The 25,072-nt window shown below is 60.9% G+C and carries 24 protein-coding genes; 1 reads left to right on the top strand and 23 read right to left on the bottom strand.

Annotated features, from left to right (window positions below):
* Positions 1-66 precede the first annotated feature (66 nt).
* From AAAV44_RS07140 to tmk, 20 genes are all read right to left on the bottom strand, one after another.
* Positions 67-1,233, bottom strand: coding sequence for an SIS domain-containing protein (locus tag AAAV44_RS07140; RefSeq protein ID WP_035137674.1), 1,167 nt, complete (start codon positions 1,231-1,233; stop codon positions 67-69).
* A gap of 114 nt (positions 1,234-1,347) precedes the next feature.
* The gene (locus AAAV44_RS07135) at positions 1,348-2,079 is read right to left on the bottom strand and encodes a GntR family transcriptional regulator (protein WP_055310430.1); all 732 of its coding nucleotides are present in this window, start codon (positions 2,077-2,079) and stop codon (positions 1,348-1,350) included.
* Between the two features lie 185 nt (positions 2,080-2,264).
* Positions 2,265-3,347 (bottom strand): PTS system mannose/fructose/sorbose family transporter subunit IID, encoded by a 1,083-nt coding sequence (locus AAAV44_RS07130; RefSeq protein ID WP_217108221.1) that lies wholly within the window; start codon positions 3,345-3,347, stop codon positions 2,265-2,267.
* Positions 3,337-4,137 (bottom strand): PTS sugar transporter subunit IIC, encoded by an 801-nt coding sequence (locus AAAV44_RS07125; protein WP_022094610.1) that lies wholly within the window; start codon positions 4,135-4,137, stop codon positions 3,337-3,339. The genes AAAV44_RS07130 and AAAV44_RS07125 overlap by 11 nt, the downstream gene beginning before the upstream one ends.
* Positions 4,138-4,227: 90 nt before the next feature.
* Complete coding sequence (gene agaV, locus AAAV44_RS07120; RefSeq protein ID WP_022094611.1) at positions 4,228-4,710, bottom strand: PTS N-acetylgalactosamine transporter subunit IIB; 483 nt, start codon at positions 4,708-4,710, stop codon at positions 4,228-4,230.
* A 36-nt stretch (positions 4,711-4,746) separates the two neighbouring features.
* The gene (yajC, locus tag AAAV44_RS07115) at positions 4,747-5,028 is read right to left on the bottom strand and encodes a preprotein translocase subunit YajC (protein ID WP_022094612.1); all 282 of its coding nucleotides are present in this window, start codon (positions 5,026-5,028) and stop codon (positions 4,747-4,749) included.
* Positions 5,028-5,471: a PTS sugar transporter subunit IIA gene (locus AAAV44_RS07110; RefSeq protein ID WP_035137680.1), complete on the bottom strand. Its 444-nt coding sequence runs from the start codon at positions 5,469-5,471 to the stop codon at positions 5,028-5,030. The genes yajC and AAAV44_RS07110 overlap by 1 nt, the downstream gene beginning before the upstream one ends.
* A 633-nt stretch (positions 5,472-6,104) precedes the next feature.
* Positions 6,105-7,199 (bottom strand): hypothetical protein, encoded by a 1,095-nt coding sequence (locus tag AAAV44_RS07105; RefSeq protein WP_349115174.1) that lies wholly within the window; start codon positions 7,197-7,199, stop codon positions 6,105-6,107.
* Positions 7,200-7,325: 126 nt separating this feature from the next.
* Entirely contained in the window at positions 7,326-8,411 is a 1,086-nt protein-coding gene (locus tag AAAV44_RS07100) for an isocitrate/isopropylmalate family dehydrogenase (RefSeq protein WP_349115173.1), read from the bottom strand.
* Between the two features lie 6 nt (positions 8,412-8,417).
* Entirely contained in the window at positions 8,418-9,116 is a 699-nt protein-coding gene (locus AAAV44_RS07095) for a hypothetical protein (protein ID WP_349115172.1), read from the bottom strand.
* A 15-nt stretch (positions 9,117-9,131) separates the two neighbouring features.
* Positions 9,132-9,560 (bottom strand): hypothetical protein, encoded by a 429-nt coding sequence (locus AAAV44_RS07090; protein ID WP_349115171.1) that lies wholly within the window; start codon positions 9,558-9,560, stop codon positions 9,132-9,134.
* Positions 9,561-9,565: 5 nt separating this feature from the next.
* A complete protein-coding gene (locus tag AAAV44_RS07085; RefSeq protein ID WP_349115170.1) occupies positions 9,566-10,645 on the bottom strand; it encodes an NAD(P)-binding domain-containing protein in 1,080 nt (359 codons plus the stop codon).
* Positions 10,646-10,744: 99 nt separating this feature from the next.
* The gene (locus AAAV44_RS07080) at positions 10,745-11,698 is read right to left on the bottom strand and encodes a DegV family protein (RefSeq protein ID WP_349115169.1); all 954 of its coding nucleotides are present in this window, start codon (positions 11,696-11,698) and stop codon (positions 10,745-10,747) included.
* 80 nt (positions 11,699-11,778) lie between these two features.
* On the bottom strand, positions 11,779-12,363 hold the full coding sequence (gene raiA / locus AAAV44_RS07075; protein ID WP_035137685.1) for a ribosome-associated translation inhibitor RaiA: 585 nt from the start codon (positions 12,361-12,363) through the stop codon (positions 11,779-11,781).
* Between the two features lie 317 nt (positions 12,364-12,680).
* Complete coding sequence (locus AAAV44_RS07070; RefSeq protein WP_349115168.1) at positions 12,681-13,673, bottom strand: transporter substrate-binding domain-containing protein; 993 nt, start codon at positions 13,671-13,673, stop codon at positions 12,681-12,683.
* Positions 13,674-14,423: 750 nt separating this feature from the next.
* Positions 14,424-15,536 carry a hypothetical protein gene (locus tag AAAV44_RS07065; RefSeq protein ID WP_349115167.1) on the bottom strand — a complete coding sequence of 371 codons (1,113 nt, stop codon included), beginning with the start codon at positions 15,534-15,536 and terminating at the stop codon, positions 14,424-14,426.
* 10 nt (positions 15,537-15,546) lie between these two features.
* A complete protein-coding gene (locus AAAV44_RS07060) occupies positions 15,547-16,353 on the bottom strand; it encodes a phosphoribosyltransferase family protein (protein ID WP_349115166.1) in 807 nt (268 codons plus the stop codon).
* Between the two features lie 101 nt (positions 16,354-16,454).
* Positions 16,455-18,149: a regulatory iron-sulfur-containing complex subunit RicT gene (gene ricT / locus AAAV44_RS07055; RefSeq protein ID WP_349115165.1), complete on the bottom strand. Its 1,695-nt coding sequence runs from the start codon at positions 18,147-18,149 to the stop codon at positions 16,455-16,457.
* Positions 18,140-19,267 (bottom strand): DNA polymerase III subunit, encoded by a 1,128-nt coding sequence (locus AAAV44_RS07050; protein ID WP_349115164.1) that lies wholly within the window; start codon positions 19,265-19,267, stop codon positions 18,140-18,142. Before AAAV44_RS07050 ends, ricT begins: the two co-directional genes overlap by 10 nt.
* Position 19,268: 1 nt before the next feature.
* Positions 19,269-19,952 carry a dTMP kinase gene (gene tmk / locus AAAV44_RS07045; RefSeq protein ID WP_349115163.1) on the bottom strand — a complete coding sequence of 228 codons (684 nt, stop codon included), beginning with the start codon at positions 19,950-19,952 and terminating at the stop codon, positions 19,269-19,271.
* A gap of 246 nt (positions 19,953-20,198) precedes the next feature.
* Between tmk and AAAV44_RS07040 the strand changes: the two genes are divergently transcribed.
* Positions 20,199-21,182, top strand: coding sequence for a zinc ribbon domain-containing protein (locus AAAV44_RS07040; protein ID WP_349115162.1), 984 nt, complete (start codon positions 20,199-20,201; stop codon positions 21,180-21,182).
* Between the two features lie 144 nt (positions 21,183-21,326).
* Here the strand turns inward: AAAV44_RS07040 and AAAV44_RS07035 are convergent, their stop codons facing one another.
* The 3 genes from AAAV44_RS07035 to hypA are packed head-to-tail and all read right to left on the bottom strand — an operon-like array spanning position 21,327 to position 25,071.
* Entirely contained in the window at positions 21,327-23,921 is a 2,595-nt protein-coding gene (locus AAAV44_RS07035; RefSeq protein WP_349115161.1) for a DNA topoisomerase I, read from the bottom strand.
* Between the two features lie 54 nt (positions 23,922-23,975).
* The gene (gene hypB, locus AAAV44_RS07030) at positions 23,976-24,659 is read right to left on the bottom strand and encodes a hydrogenase nickel incorporation protein HypB (protein ID WP_349115160.1); all 684 of its coding nucleotides are present in this window, start codon (positions 24,657-24,659) and stop codon (positions 23,976-23,978) included.
* A 55-nt stretch (positions 24,660-24,714) separates the two neighbouring features.
* Complete coding sequence (hypA, locus tag AAAV44_RS07025) at positions 24,715-25,071, bottom strand: hydrogenase maturation nickel metallochaperone HypA (protein WP_349115159.1); 357 nt, start codon at positions 25,069-25,071, stop codon at positions 24,715-24,717.
* Position 25,072: the final 1 nt, after the last annotated feature.

Here is a 25,072-nt window from a genome sequence, read left to right as displayed (position 1 = left end):
CTCACGTAAACAAAAAGCGCCCGCCCGCCGTTATGAGCGGACGGGCGCCCTTACAGGGGGACGCGATTAAGCGGTGAAGGGGTGAATCGTCACGCCCTTAACCACGCGGTTGACCGTGCCAGTGGGGCTCGGCGTGTCGGGCGTGTTGCCCACGCGCACGGAGTTGAGCAGGCTGATAGCCTGGGCAAACATCACGAACGGCAGAGCAAGGTAGCCCTCGGGAAGTGCCTCGTAGCCCTTAAAGGTGAAGGACTCGCCCTCGTAGACGGTGGCACCTTCCTGCTGAACGGCGATGGTGTGCTGAGCGATCTCGTCGCCACCGATCTCGTTGAGGATGTCGATGTCGTACTGACGGGTGTAGGCGTCGTTATTGACGAACACGAAGACGAGCGTCTTATCGTCGACGAAGGACTTAGGTCCATGACGATAGCCCATGGAGGTGTCGTAGGAAGTAGCGACCAGACCGTGAGCGAGCTCGAGGATCTTGAGCTGGCTCTCCTGGGCAAGGCCACCGAAGGAGCCAGAACCCAAGTAGGTCACGCGGTTGAAGTCGCCAGCCAGGTAATCGGCGATCTCGGGCTCACGGGAGATGACCTCCTCGCCCATCTTGGCAATCGTCTCGACCCACTCGGCCTTCTGCTCGTCAGAGGCAGTGTCAAAAATAAGGGTGGAGAGCAGGGTCATGCAGGAATAAGAACCGGTCATGGCGAAGCCCTTGTCGTTGGCGCGCGGGATGAGCAGCGTCAGCGCGTTGGGATCATCGGCAGACTCGACGGCGAGCTTGCCCTCGGGAGCGCAGGTGATGTTGAGGAACTTGACGTTGTGGACGAGCTCCTTGGCAACGGCAACGGCGGCAAGGCTCTCGGGGCTGTTGCCAGAGCGGGCAAAGGAAACCACGAGCGTGGGATCCTCGGCGCGCAGGAAGTCGCGCGGGGCGCTCACGATGTCGGTCGTGGCGATGGGCTTAAAGTCGTAGAGATCAGTGTTGCCAGCGTGACGCAGGTACGGGGCGCAGGTATCGCCAACGTAGTCGGACGTACCGGCACCGGTGAAGACAACGGACAGACGACCCTCGCCCATAGCGCGAGCCTCGGCCAGGAAGGCCTCGATGGCCTCCTTGTTCTCGCGATAGATGTTGAGCGTATCACGCCAAAGCTCGGGCTGCTGAGCAATCTCGGCCGTGGTGATCTGGGCGCCGAGCTCGGTGAGCTCCTCGACACTCTTCTCGAACATTTCTAATACCTCTCTCTAGAAGTAATCCTCTGACGTGCAATTATACACTTCGGTTGGTTATCTGGTAGTAACCAGTTAAATGCAAAGAATCATCATATGGAAACGATGCGAACACTAGTCGCTACGCTGGTGGTAAACCTTGTATTTAAACTGATCGGCACGAGCAACCGAGAGTGTGTACTCCACAACCTCGTTTGACTCGTTATACGTAGTCCTGACCAAATCGAGCACAGGCGAGCCCTCGACAATTCCCAAAAGGTGAGCGTCGGTGGGACGGGCTATGCTCGCATAGAACTCCTCTTCGGCCACGCGTATCTTTTGCTGAAAGTCTTGCTCAATCACATCGTATAGCGGCTTACGCTCCAGCAGCGGTCGCTTTAAGGACAGAAATTGACGAACTGGTAGATAGCTGCGTTCGACCATCATGGGCATGTTGTCGGCAGAACGAAGGCGCTTAAGCTTAAAAATGCGATCACCGATACGCAATCCCATATGCTCGGCCAGATTTTTATCGGCCTCCATCTCGCAAAACTCGAGAATCGTGGTCTCGGGGTCGCGACCCATCGCGCGCATCTGCTCGGTAAAGCTGTAGGACTGCATAAGATTGGTTGCCTTTGCCGAACGGTCGGTCACAAAGGTACCGCGACCGTGCTGCCGAACCACCAGTCCTAAACGCTCCAGTTCCTGCAGAGCCAGGCGTACCGTAGTACGCGAGAGACCATAGCGCTCCGAAAGTTCGCGCTCGGAAGGAATCATGTCACCGGCGCGATATTCATGGTCGATCTTTTCGGTCAGAATATCGACCAGCTGATCGTACAGCGGTTGCTTACGCGCTCCGATCGCCATCCTATCCTCCCTTTTGCTCGAATTCGGCTAACTACCTAGGGTGTTTAGCATTATCTGTCTGCCACACCCGAATCATCAAGAAAACAAAAGCCGCGCGCTCTTTCGAGCACGCGGCTTTTAACATACACATGGCTTAAGGGGTCGGGGTGTGAGCCGCGTAGGGACACACCCCTCAAGCTAGAGCCTTACCAGATGCTCGGCCAGAGACCAAGCGGGCCAGCGCCCAGGATGCCAAGGACGAAGAGCAGGAGAATGCCCTTAGTCGGGGTCCAGCTGTGCTTAGCGAACATGTAGTAAAGCAGCAGCGTAAGCATAAGCGGGACGAGCTTCGGGACGATGGTGTTGAGGGTGTCGGCAACAGAGAAGTTGACCGGATCCTCGGTGACGGTAGCGTAGGTCACGGACTCCATGCCGTTGCCCAGATCGGCGACGCCGCACTTGACCTCGTTGCCGTCGGCATCGGTGGCGGTGAGGGCGTTGCCGTCCTCATCGGTCATGGCGATGGTACCGGCCTCAGCGGTCTCGGTATCGATGCCCTCCATACCGGTGAAGTTCTCGGCCTCCTTCTCGGAGACGATCACGGTAGTGGGAGAGAGGCCACGGGTGGTGCCGTTGGGGATCTGGAGGTTGATCTGGGTGCCACCCATGGTGACGACCAGGCAACCGACGACGAAGACGCCCATGATGGAAGCGGCACGCGTGAAGGCCTGCATGTTGGCGGTCAGAGCGTCAATAGCGCTGGTGCCAAGCTTGTAGGACCAGTTCATGAGCCAGAAGCGCAGAGCGAACTGGACGGCGTTGAAGATCACCAGGAAGATGATCGGCGCAGCGGCGTTGCCGTTGATGGCCATGTTGGAGGTGATGCCGGCCGTGATAGGCACGAGCGTCAGCCAGAACAGGGCGTCACCGATACCACCGAGCGGGCCCATTGCGGCGACGCGGACGGCGCGGATCGTGGGGATGTCAACCTTGTTCTGCTCGAGCGAAAGCACGATGCCCATAACAAAGGTGACGAGGAACGGGTGGGTGTTGAAGAACTCCAGGTTGTGGCTCATGGAAGCCGCGAGGTCGTTCTTGTTGGTGTGGATCTTCTCCAGACCGGGGATGATGGAGTAGAGCCAGCCAGCGGCCTGCATACGCTCGTAGTTGAACGAGGCCTGCAGGAAGCAGGAGCGCCAAGCCATCTTGTTGAGGGTCTTCTGGTCGAGCTGCGGAGCAGGAGTGAGATCCTCGTAGTGCTCCGGGATCACATACTCATTAGATGCCATCTTCGAAGTCACCTCCGTCAGAAACAGCTGCACCCTTCAGCTCGGTCTGCTGCTGGAAGTCCCAGAAAGCGATGCCGAAGCCGATGAGAGCGAGGATGAGCAGAGCAGGGGTTGCCAGCGAATCGTTGGCAACGGTGATGAGCGCGAGGCCGAAGCCCATGAGGAAGAAGCCCCACATATCGCGGTTCATCATAACCTTGAGCAGGACGGCGAAGCCGACGAAGCGCATCATGCCGCCTGCAGCGGACAGACCGGTCTGCAGCCAAGTCGGGATGGCAGAAGCGATGGTCTGACCGATGGTAGCGCCAGCGATGAAGAACAGGGTGACGACGACAGCGAAGATCAGGCCGAGCAGAGCCATGGCGAAGTAGTTCAGGCGCTCGATGCCCTTGGTGTCCGCGTTGTGAGCCATGTTATCGGCCGTGGACATAAGCGGGGACATAAGCGTGAAGACCAGGGTGACGCCAAGCTGGCCAAGCAGAGCGAACGGAATGGCGAGGCCGACTGCCGCGTTGGGCTCGAGGCCCGTGGCGATAGCGAGAATGGCTGCCATGATGCCGCCGATGACGGCGTTAGGCGGCTGAGCGCCTCCGATCGGCATGTTGCCGATCGTCATGAGCTGATAGGTACCACCCACGAGAAGACCGGTGTTGAGGTCGCCAAGGATAAGACCGATGACGGCGCCGGTGACGATGGGCTGATAGAGAGACTCGAGGAAGTCAAACTGGTCGATTGCCGCGATGAACGTGACGACGAAGACCAGAGCGATCTGGATGATCGAGTATTCCATCTTGCTCCTCCTTTCAAAATGTATGTACGCACTTTGGATATCACGTACAGAACGTCAGGGTTTCACTCCTGACAACGTGGATCACGAGGATTACGAGAAGAGCTTGCTCGTGTCCTCAACAGGCGTGCTCGGAACGCGCCTGATCTCCAACTCCACCCCCAATTCCTGCAGCTCTTTAAACGCAGCGACATCCTCGTCGTTAACTGCGACGGAGGTGGCGACTTGGCGCTTTCCTTCCGACATGTGCATGTTGCCGATGTTTACCTTCTTTATAGGCACACCGCCCTTGACGAGCGTAAGCACGTCTTCCGGTGTTTCGGCCACGATGAAGATCTTCTGGCGCGGGCTCGCCTTGCCAATGACGTCGATGGTCTTCTGCAGAGAGAAGAAACGCGTAGCGACGCCGGCGGGAGCGGCCATCTTCATGAGGTTCTGGCGCATGGTGTTGGACGCCACGTCGTCGTTGGCGACGAGGATGAGGTTGGAGCCCAGGGTGGAGTTCCACTGGGTGGCAACCTGACCATGAACCAGTCGGTTATCGATGCGGGTAAGAAGAATGTTGGGTTCTGCCATGTTGATCAGCTTCCTTTCGTTATTTGCTGACGACAGTTACTTGATCTCCTGAATCGCGTAACGCGAAACATCTACGACGGCTCCGGATCGGACTTTGATCTGGACCTTCTCGCCTTCGATGCCTTTGACGGTTCCGTAGATACCGCCGGCGAAAAGAACCTCTTGACCCGGCTTGAGCTCGGTGTGCAGCTCCTTGAAGTACTTCTGCTTCTTCTTCATGTTGATTTGCGACCAGATGGTGTAAATCAAGCCCATGATGACAAGCAGGCCTAAAAGGGCGACCGAGGAGCTCAGGACGTTGGCTCCGAAATCGGCCATTAGATGCCGTCCTCGTCGCCGAAGATATCCTCTTCCTCGGAGCCGGCAACGGATGCGACCGTCTGGGCGGTGACGCCCGTCTGGCCAACGGTCACGGCCTGCTCGCCAAGCTCGGCGAGCGTGGCATTGCCGCGGAGGAACAGAAGCTCAATAACCATGGGAAGGTTGGTGCCAGTCAGAACCTCGACGTTGTCGACATCCTGGGCAATCATCATCGACTGGTTGAACGGGGTGCCGCCAAGCAGGTCGGTAAAGACGAGCACGCCATCGCACTCCTCGCGCATGGCGGTAATAGCGGCGCGGAGATCCTCACCGTAGGATGCGGCCTGGTCGCCCTCAAAAGGAACGACGGTAAAAGCAGGCTGGTCGCCGGCAACCATCGCGATAGCGCTTGCAAGGCCGGGTGCGAACTGTCCATGACCGGTAAGAATAAAGCCAACCATTCAAATTTCCCTTCCGAAGGTGTGTACAATCTGAGTCCGATGATTTTCGGAAGCCAGCGGGCGCTCGCCCTTAAAGCTTCTTGGAAAGCGTTCTTTGAAGACCAGTGGTTTCTAAACTGGAAGTAACCACGTGACGTGTTGTTGTCACTATATCACCCCAGAAGAGGTCGCTTTCCTTGATTCATACGGTAAAACGTTTTTGCACCGCTCACGGTGATAAATCGACCGGTTACCGGTCGTTAACACTTCTACCTGCGGTTTTGAAACCGTTTCGAAATGCTTTGGCAAAAGATCGGATCTTTTCCTGTGTCTAAACAACGCAGGGCGGCTAAAAATAGCGTGAAGAAAAATTGCAGGTCATTGTGAAGATATGTGAATTGGTCTTTTTGACTTAATACCAGTTAGAACCAGTTTTGAGATTATCGGTGAACGGTAGTTTTCGACCGTTCACCGGTTACTTGCAATCGTTTGCAGTTGTTTTCCCAGATGAATTAGGGAAGCGCGATGGAGCGCTTGCGCGGGCGCAAGGCCTGCCCCAGTGGTTTCGGCAGCAATAAGCCCGCTAGAACGTTGTCCGTTCTAGCGGGCTTATTCAGATATTTCGGTTACGCGCTCGGCGGCTCAGACAGATCTTTATGCAAACAGACCATAGATGCTGATGTTGGCCTTGGCATACAGGCCGTTAGCATACTCGGTCCACTTGGAGCTGGCGCTCGAAGCCTGCGAAGAGTACTGCTGGTAGGCGGTGTAATAGGCGGTCATGGCCTGCTTGTAGGTAGCGCTATCAGCCGTAAAGGCATCGTCAGCGAAGGCCTTAGCGTAGGTGCTATCGGCGTCCTTCCAGGTGCCCTTTTCGCTATCCCACTCGTCGCCGGCAAGTTTGATGATGTAATCGGCGTAGTCCTTGCTCGCGGTCTCCTCGTTGCCATCAGCAGGCTCGGTCGGGGCGGTCGGCATGCTTGCGGAGCTATCGCCCACCTTCTTCTTGTAGAGCTTCTGCAGCGTCGCGGACTGACGGACGATCTGCTTGGCCTGGTCCTTGGACACGCCATACTGCGTGGCCATGGTCTTGTAGTCCGAAGTGCCGATGGAATCCTCGGCGTACTTCTTCATCTCCTTAGAAGAGACGGTGATGCCCTCGTCCTCGGCAGCGTCGAGCAGGATCTTGTTGCGCACGTAGGACAGGATGACGTCGGCAGAGGGAGCGGTGTAGTTGCCATCGCCATCCTTGACGGTGTCGAGGCTGTACTGGCTCTCAATGGCCTCGCGCGCGGTGATGTCGCTCTTCTTGCCGTTGTAGCTGTAGCTTGCCACGGTCGAATCGAGCTGGTCCTCGGTGAGGGTCGCCGAGCCGACGCCCTTGCCGCCAAAACCACCGTTGCCGATAAAGAAGCCGACCACAGCAGCGATCACGACTGCAACCACGAAGGCGGCAATCATCGTCTTCTTGTGCTTGGATGCGCGGTCGTCTTCGTCGGAACCCAGGATATCGTCGTCCTCGTCCTGCTCCTGGGGCATGAGGTTCTCGTCGGCGGCGTCCGCGGCGATCTTTGCCTCCAGGCGAGCGTCCTCCTCCTCGACAGTCGTGCCGGCGGCAATATGTTCGGCAGACGTGCCGGCGACCAGGTCGATCTTCTCGTCCTCATCACCGTCGGGGCCTTCGCCGCGCTCGATGATCTGGATGCCGTCGATCTCGTCCTTCTCGTCTTTCTTTTGAATCAGACCCATATCAGTTACTCCTTGTTAGGAAACATAGTCCCCAATAGAATACGCCCGGCAGAGCGCCGGGCGTATTGATTCTTAGGTTATACGCAAACACTTAAGTACTATTTAGGCGTTTGCAGCGTGCATACCTTAGACCAGGTGCGCGATAACGGCATCGGCAAAGGCCTGCGTGCCCACGGCGCCCTCAACGGAGCCGGTCTGGGCACGACGCACGTCACCGGTAACCTGCTCGCCCTCGTCGAGCGTGGCAGATACGGCGGCACGAATGCGATTGGCAGCATCGTTCTCGCCCAGGTGATCGAGCATCATCGCAGCAGAGAGGATCTCGGCCGTGGGGTTGGCGATATCCTGGCCGGCGATATCGGGCGCGGAGCCATGCGTAGCCTCAAAGATGGCGCAGTCGGCACCGATGTTGGAGCCGGGGGCCATGCCCAGGCCGCCCACCAGGCCGGCGCACAGGTCACTCACGATGTCGCCGTACAGGTTGGGCAGCACCAGGACATCGAAGTCGTTGGGGTTCTGGACCAGGCCCATGCAGGTGGCGTCGACGATCTTGTCGTTGAACTCGATATCAGGATAGTTGGCGGCCACCTCGCGCGCCACGCGCAGGAACAGGCCGTCGGTCGCCTTCATGATGTTGGCCTTGTGCACGGCCGTCACCTTTTTGCGGCCGCAGCGGCGGGCATACTCAAAGGCATACTCCACAATGCGGCGGCTCTTGGCGATAGAGATCGGCTTGATCGAGATCGCGGAATCGACGGCGAAGGTCTTTTGGCCCGAACGCTCGACAAGCTGCGAGAGTTCCTCGACCTCGGCAGCGCCCTCATCGAACTCGATGCCGGCATAGAGGTCCTCGGTGTTCTCGCGCACGATAACCAGGTCGACGTCGCGGAAGCGCGAGCCGTCGCCCGGCTGCGACAGGCAGGGGCGCACGCAGGCGTACAGGTCAAAATGCTTGCGCAGGGCGACGTTAACGCTGCGGAAACCCGTGCCGACCGGCGTGGTGATGGGGCCCTTGATAGCAACCTTGGTCTCGGCGACCGCATCGAGCACATGTTGGGGCAGCGGCGTGCCAAACTCGTCCATGACGCCGGCACCGGCCTCCTGGACGTTCCAGTTGATCTGGACACCAGTGGCCTCGACCACGCGGCGCATAGCCTGCGTAATCTCGGGACCGATACCGTCACCAGGAATCAGGACTACATCGTGCGCCATAATCTGTTACTCCTCGTCTTCGGCGTCGTCAGATTTTTTTACGCTAGCACGCTTCTTCTTTTTGGAGAGATCCAGGCCAAAACGTTTAACAAGCATTTCGCAAATCTCGCTCGAACGGGCCTTGAGATAGCTGCCCTTGCCGTTCTCGGCGTCGAACTTAAGGCGCAGCGCGAGCTTCTCGGCGACCTCGGCGTCAATCTCGCCCTGACCAAACTCGTACAGGCAACCGAGCATGTCGCGATACTCGAGGTCGCCGTGGTAGCACTGGATGGCCTCGTCCAGGATGGGCCAGGCCTCGCGCGAACGCTCGACGCTCGTGGCGCCCCACACGCACAGCAGGCGGAAGGCGGCATAGCGCAGCGTGGAGGAAATCTCGTCGAACAGCGCGGTCTCGGCGCCCTCAAAGGCATCGCCCAGCTGCTCGGGGCAGGTGGTGGCGAGCGCCGCAAGGGCATCGAGAGCCTCCCAGCGGGTCTGAGCCTCGGGGCGGTCAAGTGCCTCGATCAGCGCGGGCACGCAGGGCACGACGCGCCGCGGATCGCGCTCGGCAAGCAGATGCAGCACGCGGGCGGCAAACTGGCGGATGCGGCGCGTGGGACAGCCGAGCTCTTGGACCAGGCGGTCGACGGCATTCTCGTTCTCCTCTGCCAGCTGAAGCTGTGCCAGCTCCTCGTCGGTGAGCTGTTCGTCTTTGTTTTCTGCCATAGTTACCTCTTCTTACTATTTCTTAGCGTGCTTGCCAGCACCCTTGCTGTCATCGGTGACCGAGATGAGCTGTCGATCGGCTGCACCATTGTGACGCGCACGGCGACGCTCCTCGGCGTCGCCCGCGTCGGCGGCGGCGCGGTGAGCCTTGTTGACGTTAAAGACCTCGTCGTGCTTGCGCCACGGGCCGACGGACTCGCCAAAGCTCATCTTAAGGCCGGCGATAAAGCCGCCGAGCCAGCCGATCGGCGCAAACCGCACCAGCGGGAACAGCGAAAACACCCAGGTCAGTAGGACAACCGCTGCCGCGCCTGCAAAATTAGCGATCCAGTAGTCGCGCTTGGTGATCACGCGCTTTTCGCAGGCCCACTGGCCGCACAAAAAGCCAATGTAAATCGCAAAGATAAAGAGCACCAGCGCGAGCACCACGAACGTCCAGCTCATGGGTGCTACTCCCCGTGATGGTGGCCGCAGCAGCACTCGTGGCCGTCATCATGGCCGTGGCCGCCGCAGCACTCGTGATCCTCGCCATGGTGGTGGCCACAACCGCACTCGTGATCGTCGCCGTGCTCGCCGCGACCGCAGCCGTCCTCGTGAGCACCGTGCTCTTCGGGACGATACTGCGACCAGTCCAGACCGGCGGCGATGGCGTCGGCCTCCTCCTTGTAGAGGACCGTGATGGCCTGGGTGCCCAGCTTGGCGCCACCGATGGCGTCGAGCATGTCGTAGAGCGTAAAGGCGACGTCGGCGCCGGGCAGCGCGAGCTCGCGGTCATCGGCGTAGGCGAGCGCCAGACGCAGGTCCTTAATGAAGTGCTCGACCATAAAGCCGGGCTTATAGTCGCCGTCGAGCGCCTTGGGCGCCAGGCTCTCCATAGCACCGGACTTGCCGGTGCCGCCCAGGATCATCTGACGGGTCTTTTCCAGATCGAGGCCGCTCAGCTCGGCAAATGCCATGGCGTCTGCCATGCCGACCATGCAAGCACCCAACGACACCTGGTTAGCGAGCTTGGCAGCCTGGCCCTTGCCGGCGCCGTCGAAGCAGCAGATGGTTGCCGCAAAGGTGGAAAGGATGTCGCGGACCGGCGCGATGTCGTTCTCGGTAGCGCCCACGATAGCCGTGAGCGTGCCGGCGATAGCACCCGACTCGCCGCCGGTGACGGGGCAGTCAAACGCCATGCGACCAGAAACCTGGGCGGCCTCGGCAATGTCACGGGCGAGCTCGGGCGAGCTCGTGGTGAGATCGATCAAGACCGCGCCCGGCTTGGTGCACGCAAGCAGGCCGTTGCCCGCCAGATAGAGCTCCTCGACCTCGGAGGGATAGCCCACCATGGTAAAGACGACATCGGCGTTCGCCACGGCCTCGGCCGGCGTATCGGCCCAGACGGCGCCGCGCTCGATAAGCGCGGCGGCCTTGGACTTGGTGCGGTTGTTGACCGTGACGGGGTAGCCGGCGTCCAGGATGTGGCCGGCGATGGGGGCACCCATGATTCCGGTGCCGATGAATGCGACGGAGAGCTTGTTTGCCATGAAACCTTTCCTTTTGGGTTGGGTGTTGTTACCAGGTTAAAATACTCGGTGCCAGCGTTTGGGCTGTGAGTCGAGGGCGATTACGGACGCAGCGCTTGCCTACTGACCGCGCACGCGGCGGGCGATACGGTCGGAAAGCGACGCCTTGTCGGCGCGGTTCTTACCCCAAAACGCGCAGCCCACCATGCCGGGGCCCACGTGCGAGCCGATGGTGGGACCCACGGAGCCGCGAATGATCGTGACGTCGGCGCAACCCTCCTCCTTGCGGATGGCGGCTTCGAGCCAGTCACCATCCTTTTCGGCATCGGCCGTCATGATGGCGATGGGCATGGTGCGATCGGGCACGTAGTTCTCGCGGAACGACTTGAGGATGGACTTGAGCGCCTTCTTGCGGCCGCGGTTGATGCCGATCAGCGACAGCGAGCCGGCCAGGTCGTAGGAGAGCTCAGGCTTGACATCGAGCTTTGCCGTGAGCTGCGCTGCCGCGGGCGGAATGCGACCGCCGGCAGCCAGTGCGTCGAAGCTCTCAAGCGTAAAGTAGCCGTGGACGTAGGTCTTTGCCTCGTTTGCCCAATCGACCAGCTGCTTGGCGGTCAGTCCCGCCGAACGCTGGCGCACGGCCTCGAGCGCCAAGAGCGCGCCTGTCGCACAGGGCAGAGCGTTGTCGACCACGTAGAGCTCAAAGTTGGGATACTCGGCGCGCACGGCGTCCGCCGCCTGGCACGCGGAGTTGTAGCTCGACGACAGCGCCGAGGTAAAGCACAGGTAGACCGTGGGCGTGCCCTCTTTGGCGCACTCGGTAAAGAACTCGATATAGCGACCGAGCGACACAGCCGAGGTGGACACGCGGGCACCGGCGCGCATCCGGTCGTAGAACTCCTTGGGTGTGATGCTCGACCAGATGTCGTCCGTGCGCTCTTCGCCATCGATAATGAAGGGGAAACCCAGGATATCGACATCGAGGTTCGCGGCGACCTCGGGGCTAAAGTCGCAGCAGGTATCGACGACGATGCGGCAACGGTCCGAATGGCCGGTAGATGCAGCCTTGTCCATCAAAGCGACTCCTTACGTAAAAAAGGCGGCCATCCGCATGGGATGGCCGCCAGCCGTTAACTCATGCAAGTTAACGTATTTTACTCGTCAAGTGTTTCGATGCGGGGCTTGATGATGCCATATCCACCATTCTTACGGTGATACACCACATTGATGAGGCCAGTCGTCGCGTTCTCGAACACGTAGAAGTCGTGGCCGAGCAGATCGGTCTGCACCAGCGCCTGCTCCTCGGTCATCGGGGTGACATCGATGACCTTCTCGCGGACGAGCAGGTCGTCCTCCTCCTCGGGCAGCAGCAGGTCGGCCAGATCCTCGACGCGCTCGACCGGTGCGACATCCGCTGCACTGGCACCGCCCTGGCGGTTGTCCACGACCTTGGTCTTGAACTTGCGCAGCTGGCGGGTGACCTTATCGGCGGAGAGGTCGATGGCGGCGTACATATCTGCACCGTGCTCGGCAACGCGAATCACCGAACCGCGGGCACGAACCGTAACCTCGACGATTGCCGGGTTGGGGTTCGAGGGGTTCTTCTCATAGCGAAGTACAACGTCGACCGTCATGGGCTCGATATCGAAAACCTTGAGCGCCTCGCCGATCTTCTCATCCACATGCGCACGCAGAGCATCGGTTACCGTCGTCTTGCGTCCAGAAACCTTGATATCCATACGTGGCTCCAATCTGCCTCGGGGACTTACTGTACTGGCTATGTACCCATTGCCGTGCATTTAATCACGCGGATTCCTAAAGACCCGAATAACGATTGCTTGATACCGCATACCGAAGTCTCGCACTTTTCTGTGGCAAAGTGCGCTATAGGAAGGCGTCGGCGGAGTTGGTTTTTCTCCTGGAAATTAGCTTTGACCTGCTGGTTTTATCAAAATAGAAAAGCCGGGCTCCCCTATTGGGGAGACCCGGTTATGCGTGTTGAAACCGTAAAGAAGCGCCTTGTTCAATGTATGGCAGACGCCACCCCTAGCAATAACTAGCTATTGAGCTTGTTAATGTCGTCGTCGGTGATGGCGCCCTCCTGGCTGGACGATTTATCCTCGGAGGTTGCACCCTCGCTGTTCGAATCGGAGGATGCGGACTCGCTGGATCCGGTGTCGGTCGGCTGCACGTCGGCGCCCGAGACCGTCTTGGTGGTGAGGTCATAGGGTATCGTACCGTACCAGACGGAGTGGACCGCCTCGAGCGTGCCGTCGACCGTGATGCCGTCGAGAGCATCGCTCACGGCACGACATAGCTCGTCGTTGGCCGCGAGGCCCGCGACGCCGAGCGTCGAGGGCGTCTCGAGCGCGCCGATGTAAGAGATCTGGCTCATCAGGCGCGCGAGGTAACCACCGGCCGTGGAATCACAGATCACGTAATCGACCTCGCCCGACTCGAGTGCCTCGAAGCACTCGTTGATGTTGGAGAAGGTCTTTTGGTTGGCCGTGATGCTCTGCTTGGCGAGCGCTTCCTGCGAGGCCGAGGAGGTCTGAACGCCCAGGGTAGCGGTGTTAAGCGTTTCGGTGGAAACGCTCAGCGACTCGCCGTCACTGCTCTTGCCGAATACGGCGGGGGCGTCGTACAGACAGGTGCCAAGCGAGCTGATATCGCCGTCCGTAGACCTGACGTCGCCAATGAAGATATCGGCCTTTTTATCGCTGAGCGCGGAATCGGCCGAGGACGCATCGACAAAGGCGACCTTGAGACCCATGCGGCATGCGAGGGCGCGAGCGGCATCGACCGCATAACCCGTGAGGTTTCCGTCGGCATCCTGCATGGCTTGCGGGGCATCGGACGTATCGAGAGCGACCGTCAGGGTTCCCGGCGTGACCAGGGCGTCGTCCGACACCGTGGGGGTAACGGTCTCGCGCTCGATCTGGTCGATCGTGGGCGTCGTGAACGTGGACAGTGGATTGAACGCGCATCCACTCAGGCCCAAAACGGCAATGACCGCCGCGGTCCCAGCACCTAACCGAGCCGCGTGCATCAAGCTGCCCCTCACCATGTCCAATGCCCTGCCTTCTGTGTCGTATACAATCCGTGCCCTGCACGGGATATCGGGTTGTTCCCACCAGCTGACCTGGTATTTGACCCCACACTTGCGCACCGGGGCGTTTGCTCGGGAGGCCGCAGCCACCCTCACGACTGGCCCGCTCGCCCGCGAGGCGGTATTGCCCCAAAGAAAGTAGAACGGACGGTGCGGCTTACATCTAGGACGCGCCATGATCGCGCCGCGCGCACGCGGTCGCTTACGTGGATCCCTTTGACCGCGTCTGTCTTGGACTAGGATGGACATTTCGTCCGTCCGCAACCACAGCCTGGCAGGAACGTAGCGCATTATAGCTAAGTTCAAGCTATAGTTTAAGGTTAGGGACGTTATTCGCATCGCGAGCACAGATTTCGCAGGTCGGAGCGGACCATTCGTGCCCCCATGAAGCCCGGAGCTCCCCCACGGGGAGCTCCGGGGCACCCGTCTCAGGGTGCCATGTGCAAAAAACGGCAAATATGAGTACTGCTACCAATTTAGTAGCAGCGTATTTCCGCCCCACGAGCCCTTTTTGAGTTCCGCACAGCCTGCTTGGCGCCAAGATATTCCACATTCGTTTATTATCTCTTCGCTGAATCCAGATTTTTGCCCAAGTTTCTTTGTTTTTGCTGTCACTATTCTAGTAACAGTACTCATATTTGCCGTTTTTTGCACAGGTCATATAAACAGACCCCCTATAAAGCCATAGTTTTACGCCGACTCGAGCCCAAAGCACGCTCGGAGCGTATTCAGCAGAGCATCTTGCCTCTTTCGACGAGCCTCTACGCGATTCTGATATCGCTTACCCATACGCTGGTGGATGCGCCATGCGAGCGCTTCCATCGCTTCCACGTCGCGGAGCATTTCGTTGTTGACCGTCGCGATCTCGATTCCCATAGTAATCAAGCCCGTGTTGCGTTTTTCGTCATGGATACGTCCCCTCCGGGAGGAATGGCCCAGCTCACCGTTGTATTCCAGGTCAAACCGGGCCGTCTCCTGATACGCATCGCAAACTGCATGCGGCATCCCCGAGATTGCCTGTGCGCGGTCATCGAACTCGATCTTGCAGTCGGTCTTAAAGGGACCGCAGGCAAATCCGCCATAGGAAAACGGAAGCGAAAACAGAGCGAGCATGATGCATTCCATGGGCGAGCGCAGGTTTTCCGACAGATAGGGGCACAGACGCCGCAGCCGTTTGGCCGTGCTTCCTTTGCACGCCGCGAGGTAATCTGTCAGGCGATCGGGTGTCAGCACGGGCTCGACCTCAAAGTAACCGACATCTGGCGGCTGGTCTTTGTCCTTTGCCAATTTGTTTACGACAGGCGATGTGTAGGGAGGTAGATACTGCCCGCGATCGCTCAGCGAAATCTTGGAGCACAGTTCCTGGGCCAGGGCAAATGCCTGGATACAGCCGACTTCGCGCGCAACGGCTACGCAGAGGACCTCGGGAGACAAGCTGTACACCCCCGGCTCCACCTCCAGAATCGAACCAACCGGCAGTCCTGCAGAACAAACGGACCAGCTTGCACCAGGCATGCGGCGACGCTGCTTTGCAGACCCCACCAGTAGACACAGGTCTTCTTGGACCTCGCCGCTCACGGCCCCGATCCGCACCAAATCGGGAAGATAGATGTCCTCGGCCGAGGGCGACGATGCGTGCAGCACACTGTGCTCTTCATCGGGATCGAGGTCCCTCCAGCTGATGTAACCCATTTGCCGGCGCTCGGCGCGCATCATGCGCAGCGCCGAGGCGCCGGTCAGGACTACGGAGGCCGCCAGTTGCTCGCTTGTCGGCTCGATGCGCCGCGCTATCTTCACTGCCACAAAACCACCCCTACCAAACGCGTGCGATAGCGAGACCATCGACTGCCGCGGCGCCGGCGCGCTTGAGCTCCGCCGAGGCCGCTGCCATAGTCGCGCCCGTGGTAATGACATCGTCGATGAGCAGCAAACGGCAGCCGCGCACATCCTCGACCGTCTCGTACATGCCCCGGGCATGTTCCCGGCGCTCATCGCGACCGAACTCGCGCTGGTCACCATGACCGTATTTGACCAGGGCGTCCAGCAACGGCACACCCGAAAGATCGCAAAACGAGCGCGCGATTGCTTCCATATGATCGAATCCACGCCGCCGAAACGCCGCCGCAGTCGCGGGCACAAATACCACCGCGTCGACACCGGACAGCACGCCGCCGTAGCGATCGGGGGCTGCCACCTGGGCATGTAAGACGGTGTCGTAGAGTAGCTCCGCCAGATACGGTGCCAGGCGGCGCTCGCCCGCATCCTTGTACGCCTTGATGATGCGCGGCAGCGGATGTGCGTAGACGGCACACGCCAGGCAGCGATCGAGCGCCTCGGCCATTGCCGAAGACGTGCCCTCGACCGAACACTCGGTGCACAGTAAATCCCCAAACGGGGCGCCACATCGGATGCAGCTATGGCACGGATCGATGAGCACGAGCGATGCCAGACAATCCTGGCAGATCAACGCACCGGAACGCTCACAGCCGGCGCATCGCGTGGGCGACAACGCCTCGAGCGCCTCGTACGTCGCGCACTCGGCAAGCGGTAGCAATTCGTCCGCAAACGGTAGGGTGCCTGCACCCTGCAAGCGACTCAACACATTCAAATGCCTCTTCATGACACAACCCTCCCTACGCGAAGGCGAAGGGAGGGTTGTCGGTGTAGAGCCATGATACCCAGAGGTGCTAGGGTCAGGCGAGTCACATCCGCTTACGGACGTTATTCGCCGGCAGGCGGTTGCGGTGCGGACGAGGTGTGAGTCGAGCCTTCACCACCGTCCTGGCGCGGCTTGCGGGAGCGACGGCGACGGCGACGCTTTTGACCCTGGTCGGTCGAGCCCTCGCCACCGCGATCCTCACGCGGTTCGCGCTCGTCGCGAGTACCGCCGCGCGAAGCCTTGGCGGCAGCTCCTCCGCCGTCTCCAGGGCGACGGCGCGTGACCTTGACTTCACCGTCCGAAACCTGATCGGCCACAGAAGGAACCGAGGGCTTCTGCTGCGTGCCCGAGGAATGGCGACGACGCGGGCGCGGCGCGCGCTCCTCCTCGCCGCGCGGCTTGCCAGCCTTGTCGGCAGGCGCATCGGAGGCCGAGGCGCCCTTGGAAGCGGCACCGGCTTCGCGAGCGGCTGCGGCGCGGAAGGCGTCCTCGCGCTCCTCGCTCGACAGGTGACGGCGACGACGGCGCGTGGGGTTCATGCCACCGCCGCGGTTTTGCTGCTGGGGCTGCTGAGCCTCGCGCTCGCGGGAAGCGTTCTTGCCCGCGGTCTCGCCATTGTCGACGGACGCCGTGCGCTTGCGGCGGCGACGGCCATCGGCCGCCCCCTCGGCCTCGGGCGCCTCGACCTTGCCGCGGCCCTTTCCGCGGCCACGACCCTCGCCCTGGCCCTGGCCGGCGCGAGCATCGGATTCGGCATCGCGACGACGGCGCTTGGGCATCGACGTGCCGGCCAGACGGTCGGCACTCGACAGGCCATCGCCCACGTCGACGCCGTTCTCGCGATCGAGTTCCATGAGCGCCAGGCGCATCTCGGGCGATTCGATGCGCTCGAGCACGTCGCGCGTCACGCAGTCGGGGCGGCAGTTGCAGCCCTGCTCGGCAGCCTTCTTTTTGCAGCCCTCCGAGCACGTCATATCAGCCAGGTTGACCTTAAAGACTTTGCCGTTCTCCAGGCGCAGCACCAGCTGCTCACGCGGCGTGTCATATTCCTGGATACGCGCCTTGCCGAGCGGCGTATCGATGAGCGTCTTCTTTTTGGGCGCACGGCTCTTAAAGTCCTTGTACGCCTCGAACTCATAACGCAGGCAGCACATCAGGCGGCCGCAAACGCCGCTGATCTTGGACGAGTTGAGCGGCAGGTCCTGCTCTTTTGCCATGCGGATCGAAACGGGCTCAAACTGTCCGCCAAAGCGCGTGCAGCAGAGCTCCTGTCCGCATTGGGCATAGCCGCCCACCAGACGGGTCTCGTCGCGCACGCCAATCTGGCGCATATCGACGCGAATGTGCAGCGTCGAGGACAGGTCTTTGACGAGCTGGCGAAAATCGACGCGCTCCTCGGCCGCAAAGTAGAACACGGCCTTCTCGCCGCCAAACAGGTACTCGACGCCGACCGGCTTCATCTCGAGGTCGAGCTCTTTGACGAGACGGCGGAAATCGACCATCGCCTCGTCGCCCTGGATGGCCAGGTCGTCGGCAAGCTGCAGGTCGATGTCGCTTGCAACGCGCAGCACGGGCTTGAGCGGCTGGCCGATCTCGTCCTGCGGCACCTCGAAGGGATCGGCCGTGACCAGGCCGATCTCGGTTCCGCGCTCGGTGGAGCAAATGGCATAATCGGCCTCGAGGATATCCAGATCCTGCGGGTCGAACCACAGGTCGCGCGAGGCGTAGGTAAACTTAACGGGTACGACTAACGGCATTTCAGTGCCTTCCTGATATCGAACAGCATGACCTCGATGGCCAGCTGGGGAGTAACGTTTCTGGCGATGTTGCGCTCGGCGGTCGCGACTGCCTCGAGCGCCCGGGTGGCACCCGCAACATTGGTCGCGGCGGCAAGCCGACCGATTGTGTCGCGCACGTCTTCGTTCACTACGTCGGCCGCCTCGTCCTGAAGTGTCAGCAGCACGTCGCGCATGAGCGTCCGTGCGCTCGCCAACGCTTCCATGATACCCGAACGCTCGCGCGCGTTGAGTTCGCGCTTGTTGCGGTCCTCAAGCTGCTTCAATGCTCCACGCGACAGGTAGTCGGCGTTTTGCTCGAGCACCTTTTCCTGTGTGGACTTGACCTCGGCGAGCGGCGCCTTAACGGCGACGATGAGCGACTTGGCGCGACTGAGTACGTCGGCCTCGTCGGCGGCAATGAGCGAGTCGATGGCGCGGACCATCTGGCGGCGAGCATCCTGGCGCTCGGCGCTCTTAAGGAACTCGATGCCGCGTGTGGGGCTTCCCGCCACGGCGACCGCCATGCGGCAACGCGCGAGGTCCTGACCCGTCGCGCGACTCACGGCACGCGCGGCCACGGCGGGCGACACCAGGCGAAACGGCACGCACTGGCAGCGGCTCACGATGGTGGGCAGCATCACGTCTGCCGAGGTGCCCAGCAAGATGAACATAACGCCCTCGGGCGGCTCCTCGAGTGTCTTGAGCAGTGCGTTGGCGGTGTTGGCGCGCAGCTGCTCGGCACGGTCGATGATGTAGACCTTGGCCTTGGCGCGGATGGGCGCCAGCGGCACGTCATCGAGCAGCTCGCGGGTCTGGGCAATGAGGTAGCCCGTGGCGCTCTCGGGCGTGTAATAGTGCACGTCGGGATGCGTGTGCCGAGCAACGCGCACGCAACTGTCGCATGCGCCGCAGCCGTCCTGCTCGCACAGGAAAGCTTGGGCGAGCGCCCATGCGGCATCGAGTTTGCCGGCGCCGGGAGCGCCTAAAAACAGATAGGCGTGCGATGCGCGGCCGCTGGCGACGGCATTGGTCAAAAAGTCGCGCACGCGCTCTTGGGTGTCAAGCTTGGCCAGCAGGCTTGTCTGAGCGGGGGCCATGTTACTCGGCCTCCTGGGCAAGCGCGGCGGTGACGGCGTCCTGGGAAATGTCGAGGCCGTAGACGCGAACCTGCTCGACCGTCCGCGCGAAGACGTCCTCGATGGACGCGGTCGCGTCGATGAGCTTTACGCGGTTTGGTTCCTCGGCGGCGATGGCGCAAAATCCCTGGTAGACACGCTCTTGGAAGGCCATGCCCTTAGCCTCCATGCGATCTGCCGCGCCACGGGCTGCCATGCGCAGCGCCGCCTGCTCGGGCGTGATGTGATAGACGAGCGTGAGCGCCGGGTGCGTCCCCGCGACGGCCAGGTTGTTGGCATCGCGTACTATCTGGCGATCGAGGCCATCGGCAAACGCCTGATAGCAAGTTGTGGAATCGTAGAAGCGGTCGCACAGGACCACCTTGCCGGCAGCAAGGGCAGGCGCGATGACCTCGTGCACCAACTGGGCGCGCGCGGCCTCGTAGAGCAACAACTCGCAGGTGTCGCCCATCGCCGTATTGGCGGGGTCGAGCAGCAGAGCACGGATCTTTTCGCTGATGGCGGTACCGCCCGGCTCGCGCAGGCTCACAACCTGGTAGCCAGCGAGTTCGAGCGCGCGGGCAAGCAGGCGCGCCTGCGTGGACTTGCCGGCGCCATCGACGCCCTCGAGCGTGATAAAGCTATGTTGAGCGGGCTCAAAAGCCATGGGCGCAGCCCCTTCCTACAAGGCGCGTAAATGCAGATATATCAACCAAGCCATGATACCCCAGTGCTCGGCGCGTCCCAAATCCAACCTAGCCATCGAGGCATCCCCGAAGTTGCGGTGAAATAGGGACTGATTGAAGCTCTGAGACCGCCAAACAGTCCCTATTTCACCGCAACTTATGATGGGGATTTTTGGGCGCTGGGTATAATCGTCGTATTGCATTGAAATGTGGCGAAAGGAGTGGCAATGTCTCGGTATTGCGCCTCGTGCGGCAAGCTTCTTGCAGATAATGCCAAGTTCTGCACCTCGTGCGGTGCACCCGTTGAGCAAACAGCCGCGAGCGATAGCCAGCCCGCTTTCGAGCAGACCGGTTCCCTCGATACGCCGCAAGCCAAGGCGGACGACCCCCTCGCCTATCGCCCCGACCCCGCCGCAGGCCCCGCGGCCGTCGAGACCACGCAGCGCATACCCGTCGCGAGCGGCTCGTCCCAACAGGAGCCGGCTCCCGCATACGCGCCCGCTTCGCCACAGACCCCCGCCCCCAAAAAGAGCGGCACCGGGCCGCTTATCGCCGTTATCGTTGTGCTGGTGGCAATCATCATCGCCCTGGTCGTTTTCTTTGTGATCAAGCCTTTCGACAACGCCGCCACGCAGACGACTGCCGAGGTAGCTAAGCTGCACCATGACGTCGACGAAGATGACCTAAAGCCTCTCGGCGATCCCAACAGCCTGTACGACGATGACGACGATGACGACGAGGATGGCGGCGAAGCAACGCTCTCCGAGCAGAACCTCTACCGTCGTCTGAGCGAATACTACGACTTGCTCGAAGACCTCGACAACTACGTCCGTGGCTGCGCGCAGAACTTCAACGGCAGCTATCTGGAAGAGGATCGAACCACCCGTCAAAATCTCGCCGACGTCGCCGAGCGCACGGAGGACACCATCGAGCAGTATTACGACATCGTCGAGGACCTGGACGTCCCGACGAGCTCTAAGAACTACAGCTCCTGGAAGGACATCATCGCCCTGTACGATGACCTGGATCACCGCATTGACGCAATCTGTGATGCCTGGGAGATCAGCCTGAAATACACCAAGCCTGCGGATCACAAGAATGAGATCGTGGCGCCGCTGTCGCGCGACAACGTGGCGGGCACCAATGACAATAAGTACCGCCTAGACTTTGAGGAGCGCTACCCCGGCGCCAAACCCGTCGAAGTGAACTAGCGCTTTGTCGTTCCCGAGCCGGCAGTTAGGGACGTTCCTAAACTGCCGGCAGAAAAGGAACGTCCCTAACTGCCGGATAAAAAACGAGCGAGGATTTTGAGGTCCTCGCTCGTTTTTGTTTTAGGTGATGCTTCGACCGTGCGGCTACTTGTCGGCAGCGGTCTTTTTGGTAGTCGACTTCTTCGCGGTCGTCTTCTTGGCGGCAGTTGCTTTCTTAGCCGTGGTCTTCTTTCCCGCCGTGGTCTTCTTCGCCGTGCTCGCCTTGGTCGTGGTCTTGCGGCCGCGGGCGGGCTTCTTCTCCTTGGTCGGGCAGTCCATGTTGACGCAGATACGCCACGGACCGCGCGCCGTGTTGACCACCACGATGGGGGCGCCGCACTCGGGGCAGGTCTCGCCCGTCGCCTCGAGCTTACCACGCGCCGGCAGCGGATAGCTCACGCCGCAATCGTCATAGTTAGTGCAGCGGATAAAGCGCTTGCCGCTCTTCTCGCTCTTGTGCGCGATCAGATCGCCATGGCGTCCTGCCTCGGCGCACACCTTGCACTCGCCCACCTTAAGATCGGGCTCGTAGTTGGTGGGGCACGTGGGGTTCACGCAAATCTCGAAGGCCTTCTGGCGGAACGGCTGGCACTTAATGCGCGGCGCGCCGCACTCGGGGCACACAGCCGCCTCGCCCTCGAGCGGGCTTACCTTGACGCCGCTTGGCACCGGATAGGTCACGTCGCAGTCGGGCCAGCCCATGCAGCCGATAAAGCTGCCGCGGGTCTTGGCGCTCGTCTTCATAACCAGGTCCTTGCCGCACTTGGGGCAGGCACCCACGCGCGCATCGGCCGTGACGGCGTCGCTGATGGCGTCGCCCAGCTCCTGCGTGTGCTTGAGCAGCTCGTCGAGCACGCCGGCCAGCAGCGCGCGCGAGTGCGTCACGACATGCTCTTCGGTATCCTCGCCGCGCTCCACACGGGTCATATCGCCATCGAGCTCGCTGGTCATATCGGGGCTCGTGATGCGCGGGGCAAACTGCGTCAGCGCGTCGATGATGGCGATGCCCAGCTGGCTCGGCTCCACGGGATCATTTTTGAGATAGCGCACGGCATACAGCCGCTCGATGATGCTCGCGCGCGTGGACTTGGTACCCAGGCCGCGCTTCTCCATCTCCTGCACGAGCTTGCCCTGGCTGTAGCGCGCGGGCGGCTCGGTCTGCTTGGCTTCGAGCTTAATGTCGAACACGTCGACCGTATCGCCCTGCTCCAGCGGCGGCATCTGCTCGTCGCGCTTGAGTCCGTACGGGTATGCCTCGCGGAAGCCCGGGGTCACGAGCACGTCGCCCGAAGCCACAAACGGCTCGCCGTTCACATCGAGCTCGAGCTTGGTGTTCTCGATGGTCGCGGGCCCCATAAGCGTCGCCAGGAAGCGACGGGCGATGAGGTCGTAGAGCTTGCGCTGGCCGCCGTCGAGCGTGGACGGATCGCCCTCGCCCGTGGGATAGATAGGCGGGTGGTCGGTGGTCTCGACCTTGCCGCGCGTGGGCTTCATGGGGCCGGCGAGCACCTTTTTGCACACGGGCGCCAGCGCCGGGTTAATCTTTGCCAGGTCACTCACCACGGCGCCCAGATCGAGCGTCGCGGGGTACACGGTGTTGTCGACACGCGGGTAGCTGATGAGGCCCGCCATGTAGAGGGACTCGGCGATGCGCATGGTACGCGCAGGCGAGATGCCCTCGGCTGCGGCGGCAGCCTGCAGCGAGGTGGTCGCAAACGGCGTGGGTGGCTGCTGCTTGCGTGAGCGCTTGGTCACCGCGGCGACGGTTGCCGTCGTAACGCCGTCGACATGGCCGTATGCCGTCTCGGCAGCATCCTTGTCGGTAAAGCGTGCCGTCTTGTGCGCAATCTTAAAGCGGTCGTCCTCGGCAGCACCCTGCGCGGCGCCCATGCCGCGGATCTGCCAATAGTCCTCGGGCACAAACGCCATGCGCTCGCGCTCGCGCTCGACCACCAGGGCAAGCGTCGGGGTCTGCACGCGGCCGGCGGAACGCACGTTGCCAAAGCCGCCAAACTTGGCGAGCGTCAGGTAGCGCGTGAGCACCGCACCCCAAATGAGGTCGATGTGCTGGCGGCTCTCGCCGGCGTCGGCCAGATTCTGGTCGAGCGAGACAAGGTTATCGAAGGCCTGCGTGATCTCGGCCTTGGTAAACGAAGAATACTGGGCGCGGGCAACCGGCAAGTCGGGCGCCACCTCGCGCACCTTGTTGAGGGCGTCCGAACCGATCAGCTCGCCCTCGCGGTCGAAGTCCGTGGCGATGATGACGCTGTCGGACTTTTTAGCGAGGTTCTTGAGCGAACGAATGAGCTCCTTCTCGGCCGGCAGCTTAATGACGGGCGCCCAGGTGAGATAAGGCAGGCTCTCGAGCTTCCAGCCCTTGATGGAGATACCGTCGGCAAGGAACGGCTTACGCTTGGTGTCGTAGGGCGGACGAGCCAGGCCATCGGGCATGTCGGCCGGCAGCATCTCGCCGTCCTCAGTAACCGAATACCAGCCCAGCTTTTTATCGAACAGCACGCTGTCGCAAAAATCGGGCGCAAGGATGTGACCGGCCAGGCCGATGGTCACGCACTCCTCGCCCTTCCACTCAAAACGGTAGATGGCGGTGTTGTACACCTTATCCTTTTTGGGTTTACCCGTGGACAGACGCTCGGCGATCTGACGCGCAGCGTCGTTTTTCTCGGCGATGATGAGCTTCAAAAGAGGCTCCTATCTCGTGTCTCTGCGGCTACGCCCGCCCGTATGGCGGCCGATTTACGCCCTTGCTTGCTCGATCTGCCCGATGAGCCAATCGCACCAGGCATCCATGCCCTCGCCCTTGCGTGCACTCACGGCAAACCGCGGCGCCTGCGGATTGAGGTCATCGAGTGTCTTAGTATACCTATCCATGTCAAAATCGAAAGCCGGGGCCACATCGACCTTGTTGAGCAGCTGCGCGCCGGCGTGCTGGAAAATACCCGGGTACTTGATAGGTTTGTCGTCGCCCTCAGGCACCGAAAGAATCATGATGGATAGGTTCTCGCCCAGGTCAAAGTCGACCGGGCAGACCAAGTTGCCCACGTTTTCGATAAAGATGACATCGATGTTTTCGAGCCCGACGGCCTGATCGAACGCGTCAACGGCCTCCATGATCATGTTGCCCTCGAGGTGGCACAGGCCGCCCGTATTGATCTGAATGGCGGGCATGCCAGCTTCCTTCATGGTGATGGCGTCGACGTCCGAGGCGATATCGCCCTCGATGACGGCGCAACGTAAGTCCGCCTTGTCACGCAGGCGCTCATTGGTACCCAAGATCGTGGTGGTCTTACCCGAGCCCGGGCTCGACAGCACGTTGATCACAAAGGTATTCGTCTCTTTAAATCGCTGACGCAGCTGATCTGCCAGGCGTTCGTTGCGCGACAAAATCGGCGATGCGATATCAATCGTTTTCTCGGCCATACTCGGCACTCCTTACTTTGGCCCCTTTATACCCCATCACCAGATGGCTAGCGGGCTAATCGTCGGGGGTTTCGATTTCGATACTTGCGATGTCGAGCTCGCGGCCGTGCAGCAGACGCACGTTGGCGCCGCCACATTGGGGACAGCGGCAATGGAAGCGATCGTGCTCGAAAACCTCGCCGCAGTCCAGACACTCGCTTTGCGGATGAATCTCTTCTACAGCGAGCTCGCAGCCTTGCGTGAGCGGATCCTCGTCGCGAAACGTCTCCCACGCAAAGTCGAGCGCCTCGCGCACAACTTCGGTCATATCCCCGATACGCAGCGTTACCAAAACGGCGCGCGAAGCCCCTGCCCCACGCGCCGCGCGAATCACTGTATCGAGTATGCCGTTGACAATGCCAACCTCATGCATA

This window comes from Collinsella sp. CLA-AP-H1, from assembly GCF_040092945.1.
GTDB lineage: Bacteria > Actinomycetota > Coriobacteriia > Coriobacteriales > Coriobacteriaceae > Collinsella.
Note: the sequence above shows the minus strand (reverse complement) of the source record. Positions and strands in the feature narration are given on the sequence as shown.

Bases quoted from the DNA above. Each gene is read 5' to 3' on its own strand.
- AAAV44_RS07135 (WP_055310430.1), bottom strand. From the start codon at position 2,079: ATGGCGATCGGAGCGCGTAAGCAACCGCTGTACGATCAGCTGGTCGAT.
- AAAV44_RS07110 (WP_035137680.1), bottom strand. From the start codon at position 5,471: ATGGTTGGCTTTATTCTTACCGGTCATGGACAGTTCGCACCCGGCCTT.
- AAAV44_RS07125 (WP_022094610.1), bottom strand. From the start codon at position 4,137: ATGGAATACTCGATCATCCAGATCGCTCTGGTCTTCGTCGTCACGTTC.
- AAAV44_RS07050 (WP_349115164.1), bottom strand. From the start codon at position 19,267: ATGGCCCCCGCTCAGACAAGCCTGCTGGCCAAGCTTGACACCCAAGAG.
- tmk (WP_349115163.1), bottom strand. From the start codon at position 19,952: ATGGCTTTTGAGCCCGCTCAACATAGCTTTATCACGCTCGAGGGCGTC.
- AAAV44_RS07105 (WP_349115174.1), bottom strand. From the start codon at position 7,199: ATGGGTCTGATTCAAAAGAAAGACGAGAAGGACGAGATCGACGGCATC.
- AAAV44_RS07040 (WP_349115162.1), top strand. From the start codon at position 20,199: ATGTCTCGGTATTGCGCCTCGTGCGGCAAGCTTCTTGCAGATAATGCC.
- hypA (WP_349115159.1), bottom strand. From the start codon at position 25,071: ATGCATGAGGTTGGCATTGTCAACGGCATACTCGATACAGTGATTCGC.
- AAAV44_RS07090 (WP_349115171.1), bottom strand. From the start codon at position 9,560: ATGAGCTGGACGTTCGTGGTGCTCGCGCTGGTGCTCTTTATCTTTGCG.
- ricT (WP_349115165.1), bottom strand. From the start codon at position 18,149: ATGCCGTTAGTCGTACCCGTTAAGTTTACCTACGCCTCGCGCGACCTG.
- AAAV44_RS07070 (WP_349115168.1), bottom strand. From the start codon at position 13,673: ATGCACGCGGCTCGGTTAGGTGCTGGGACCGCGGCGGTCATTGCCGTT.
- AAAV44_RS07140 (WP_035137674.1), bottom strand. From the start codon at position 1,233: ATGTTCGAGAAGAGTGTCGAGGAGCTCACCGAGCTCGGCGCCCAGATC.
- hypB (WP_349115160.1), bottom strand. From the start codon at position 24,659: ATGGCCGAGAAAACGATTGATATCGCATCGCCGATTTTGTCGCGCAAC.
- AAAV44_RS07080 (WP_349115169.1), bottom strand. From the start codon at position 11,698: ATGGACAAGGCTGCATCTACCGGCCATTCGGACCGTTGCCGCATCGTC.
- yajC (WP_022094612.1), bottom strand. From the start codon at position 5,028: ATGGCCGATTTCGGAGCCAACGTCCTGAGCTCCTCGGTCGCCCTTTTA.
- AAAV44_RS07095 (WP_349115172.1), bottom strand. From the start codon at position 9,116: ATGGCAGAAAACAAAGACGAACAGCTCACCGACGAGGAGCTGGCACAG.
- AAAV44_RS07060 (WP_349115166.1), bottom strand. From the start codon at position 16,353: ATGAAGAGGCATTTGAATGTGTTGAGTCGCTTGCAGGGTGCAGGCACC.
- agaV (WP_022094611.1), bottom strand. From the start codon at position 4,710: ATGGCAGAACCCAACATTCTTCTTACCCGCATCGATAACCGACTGGTT.
- raiA (WP_035137685.1), bottom strand. From the start codon at position 12,363: ATGGATATCAAGGTTTCTGGACGCAAGACGACGGTAACCGATGCTCTG.
- AAAV44_RS07100 (WP_349115173.1), bottom strand. From the start codon at position 8,411: ATGGCGCACGATGTAGTCCTGATTCCTGGTGACGGTATCGGTCCCGAG.
- AAAV44_RS07085 (WP_349115170.1), bottom strand. From the start codon at position 10,645: ATGGCAAACAAGCTCTCCGTCGCATTCATCGGCACCGGAATCATGGGT.
- AAAV44_RS07130 (WP_217108221.1), bottom strand. From the start codon at position 3,347: ATGGCATCTAATGAGTATGTGATCCCGGAGCACTACGAGGATCTCACT.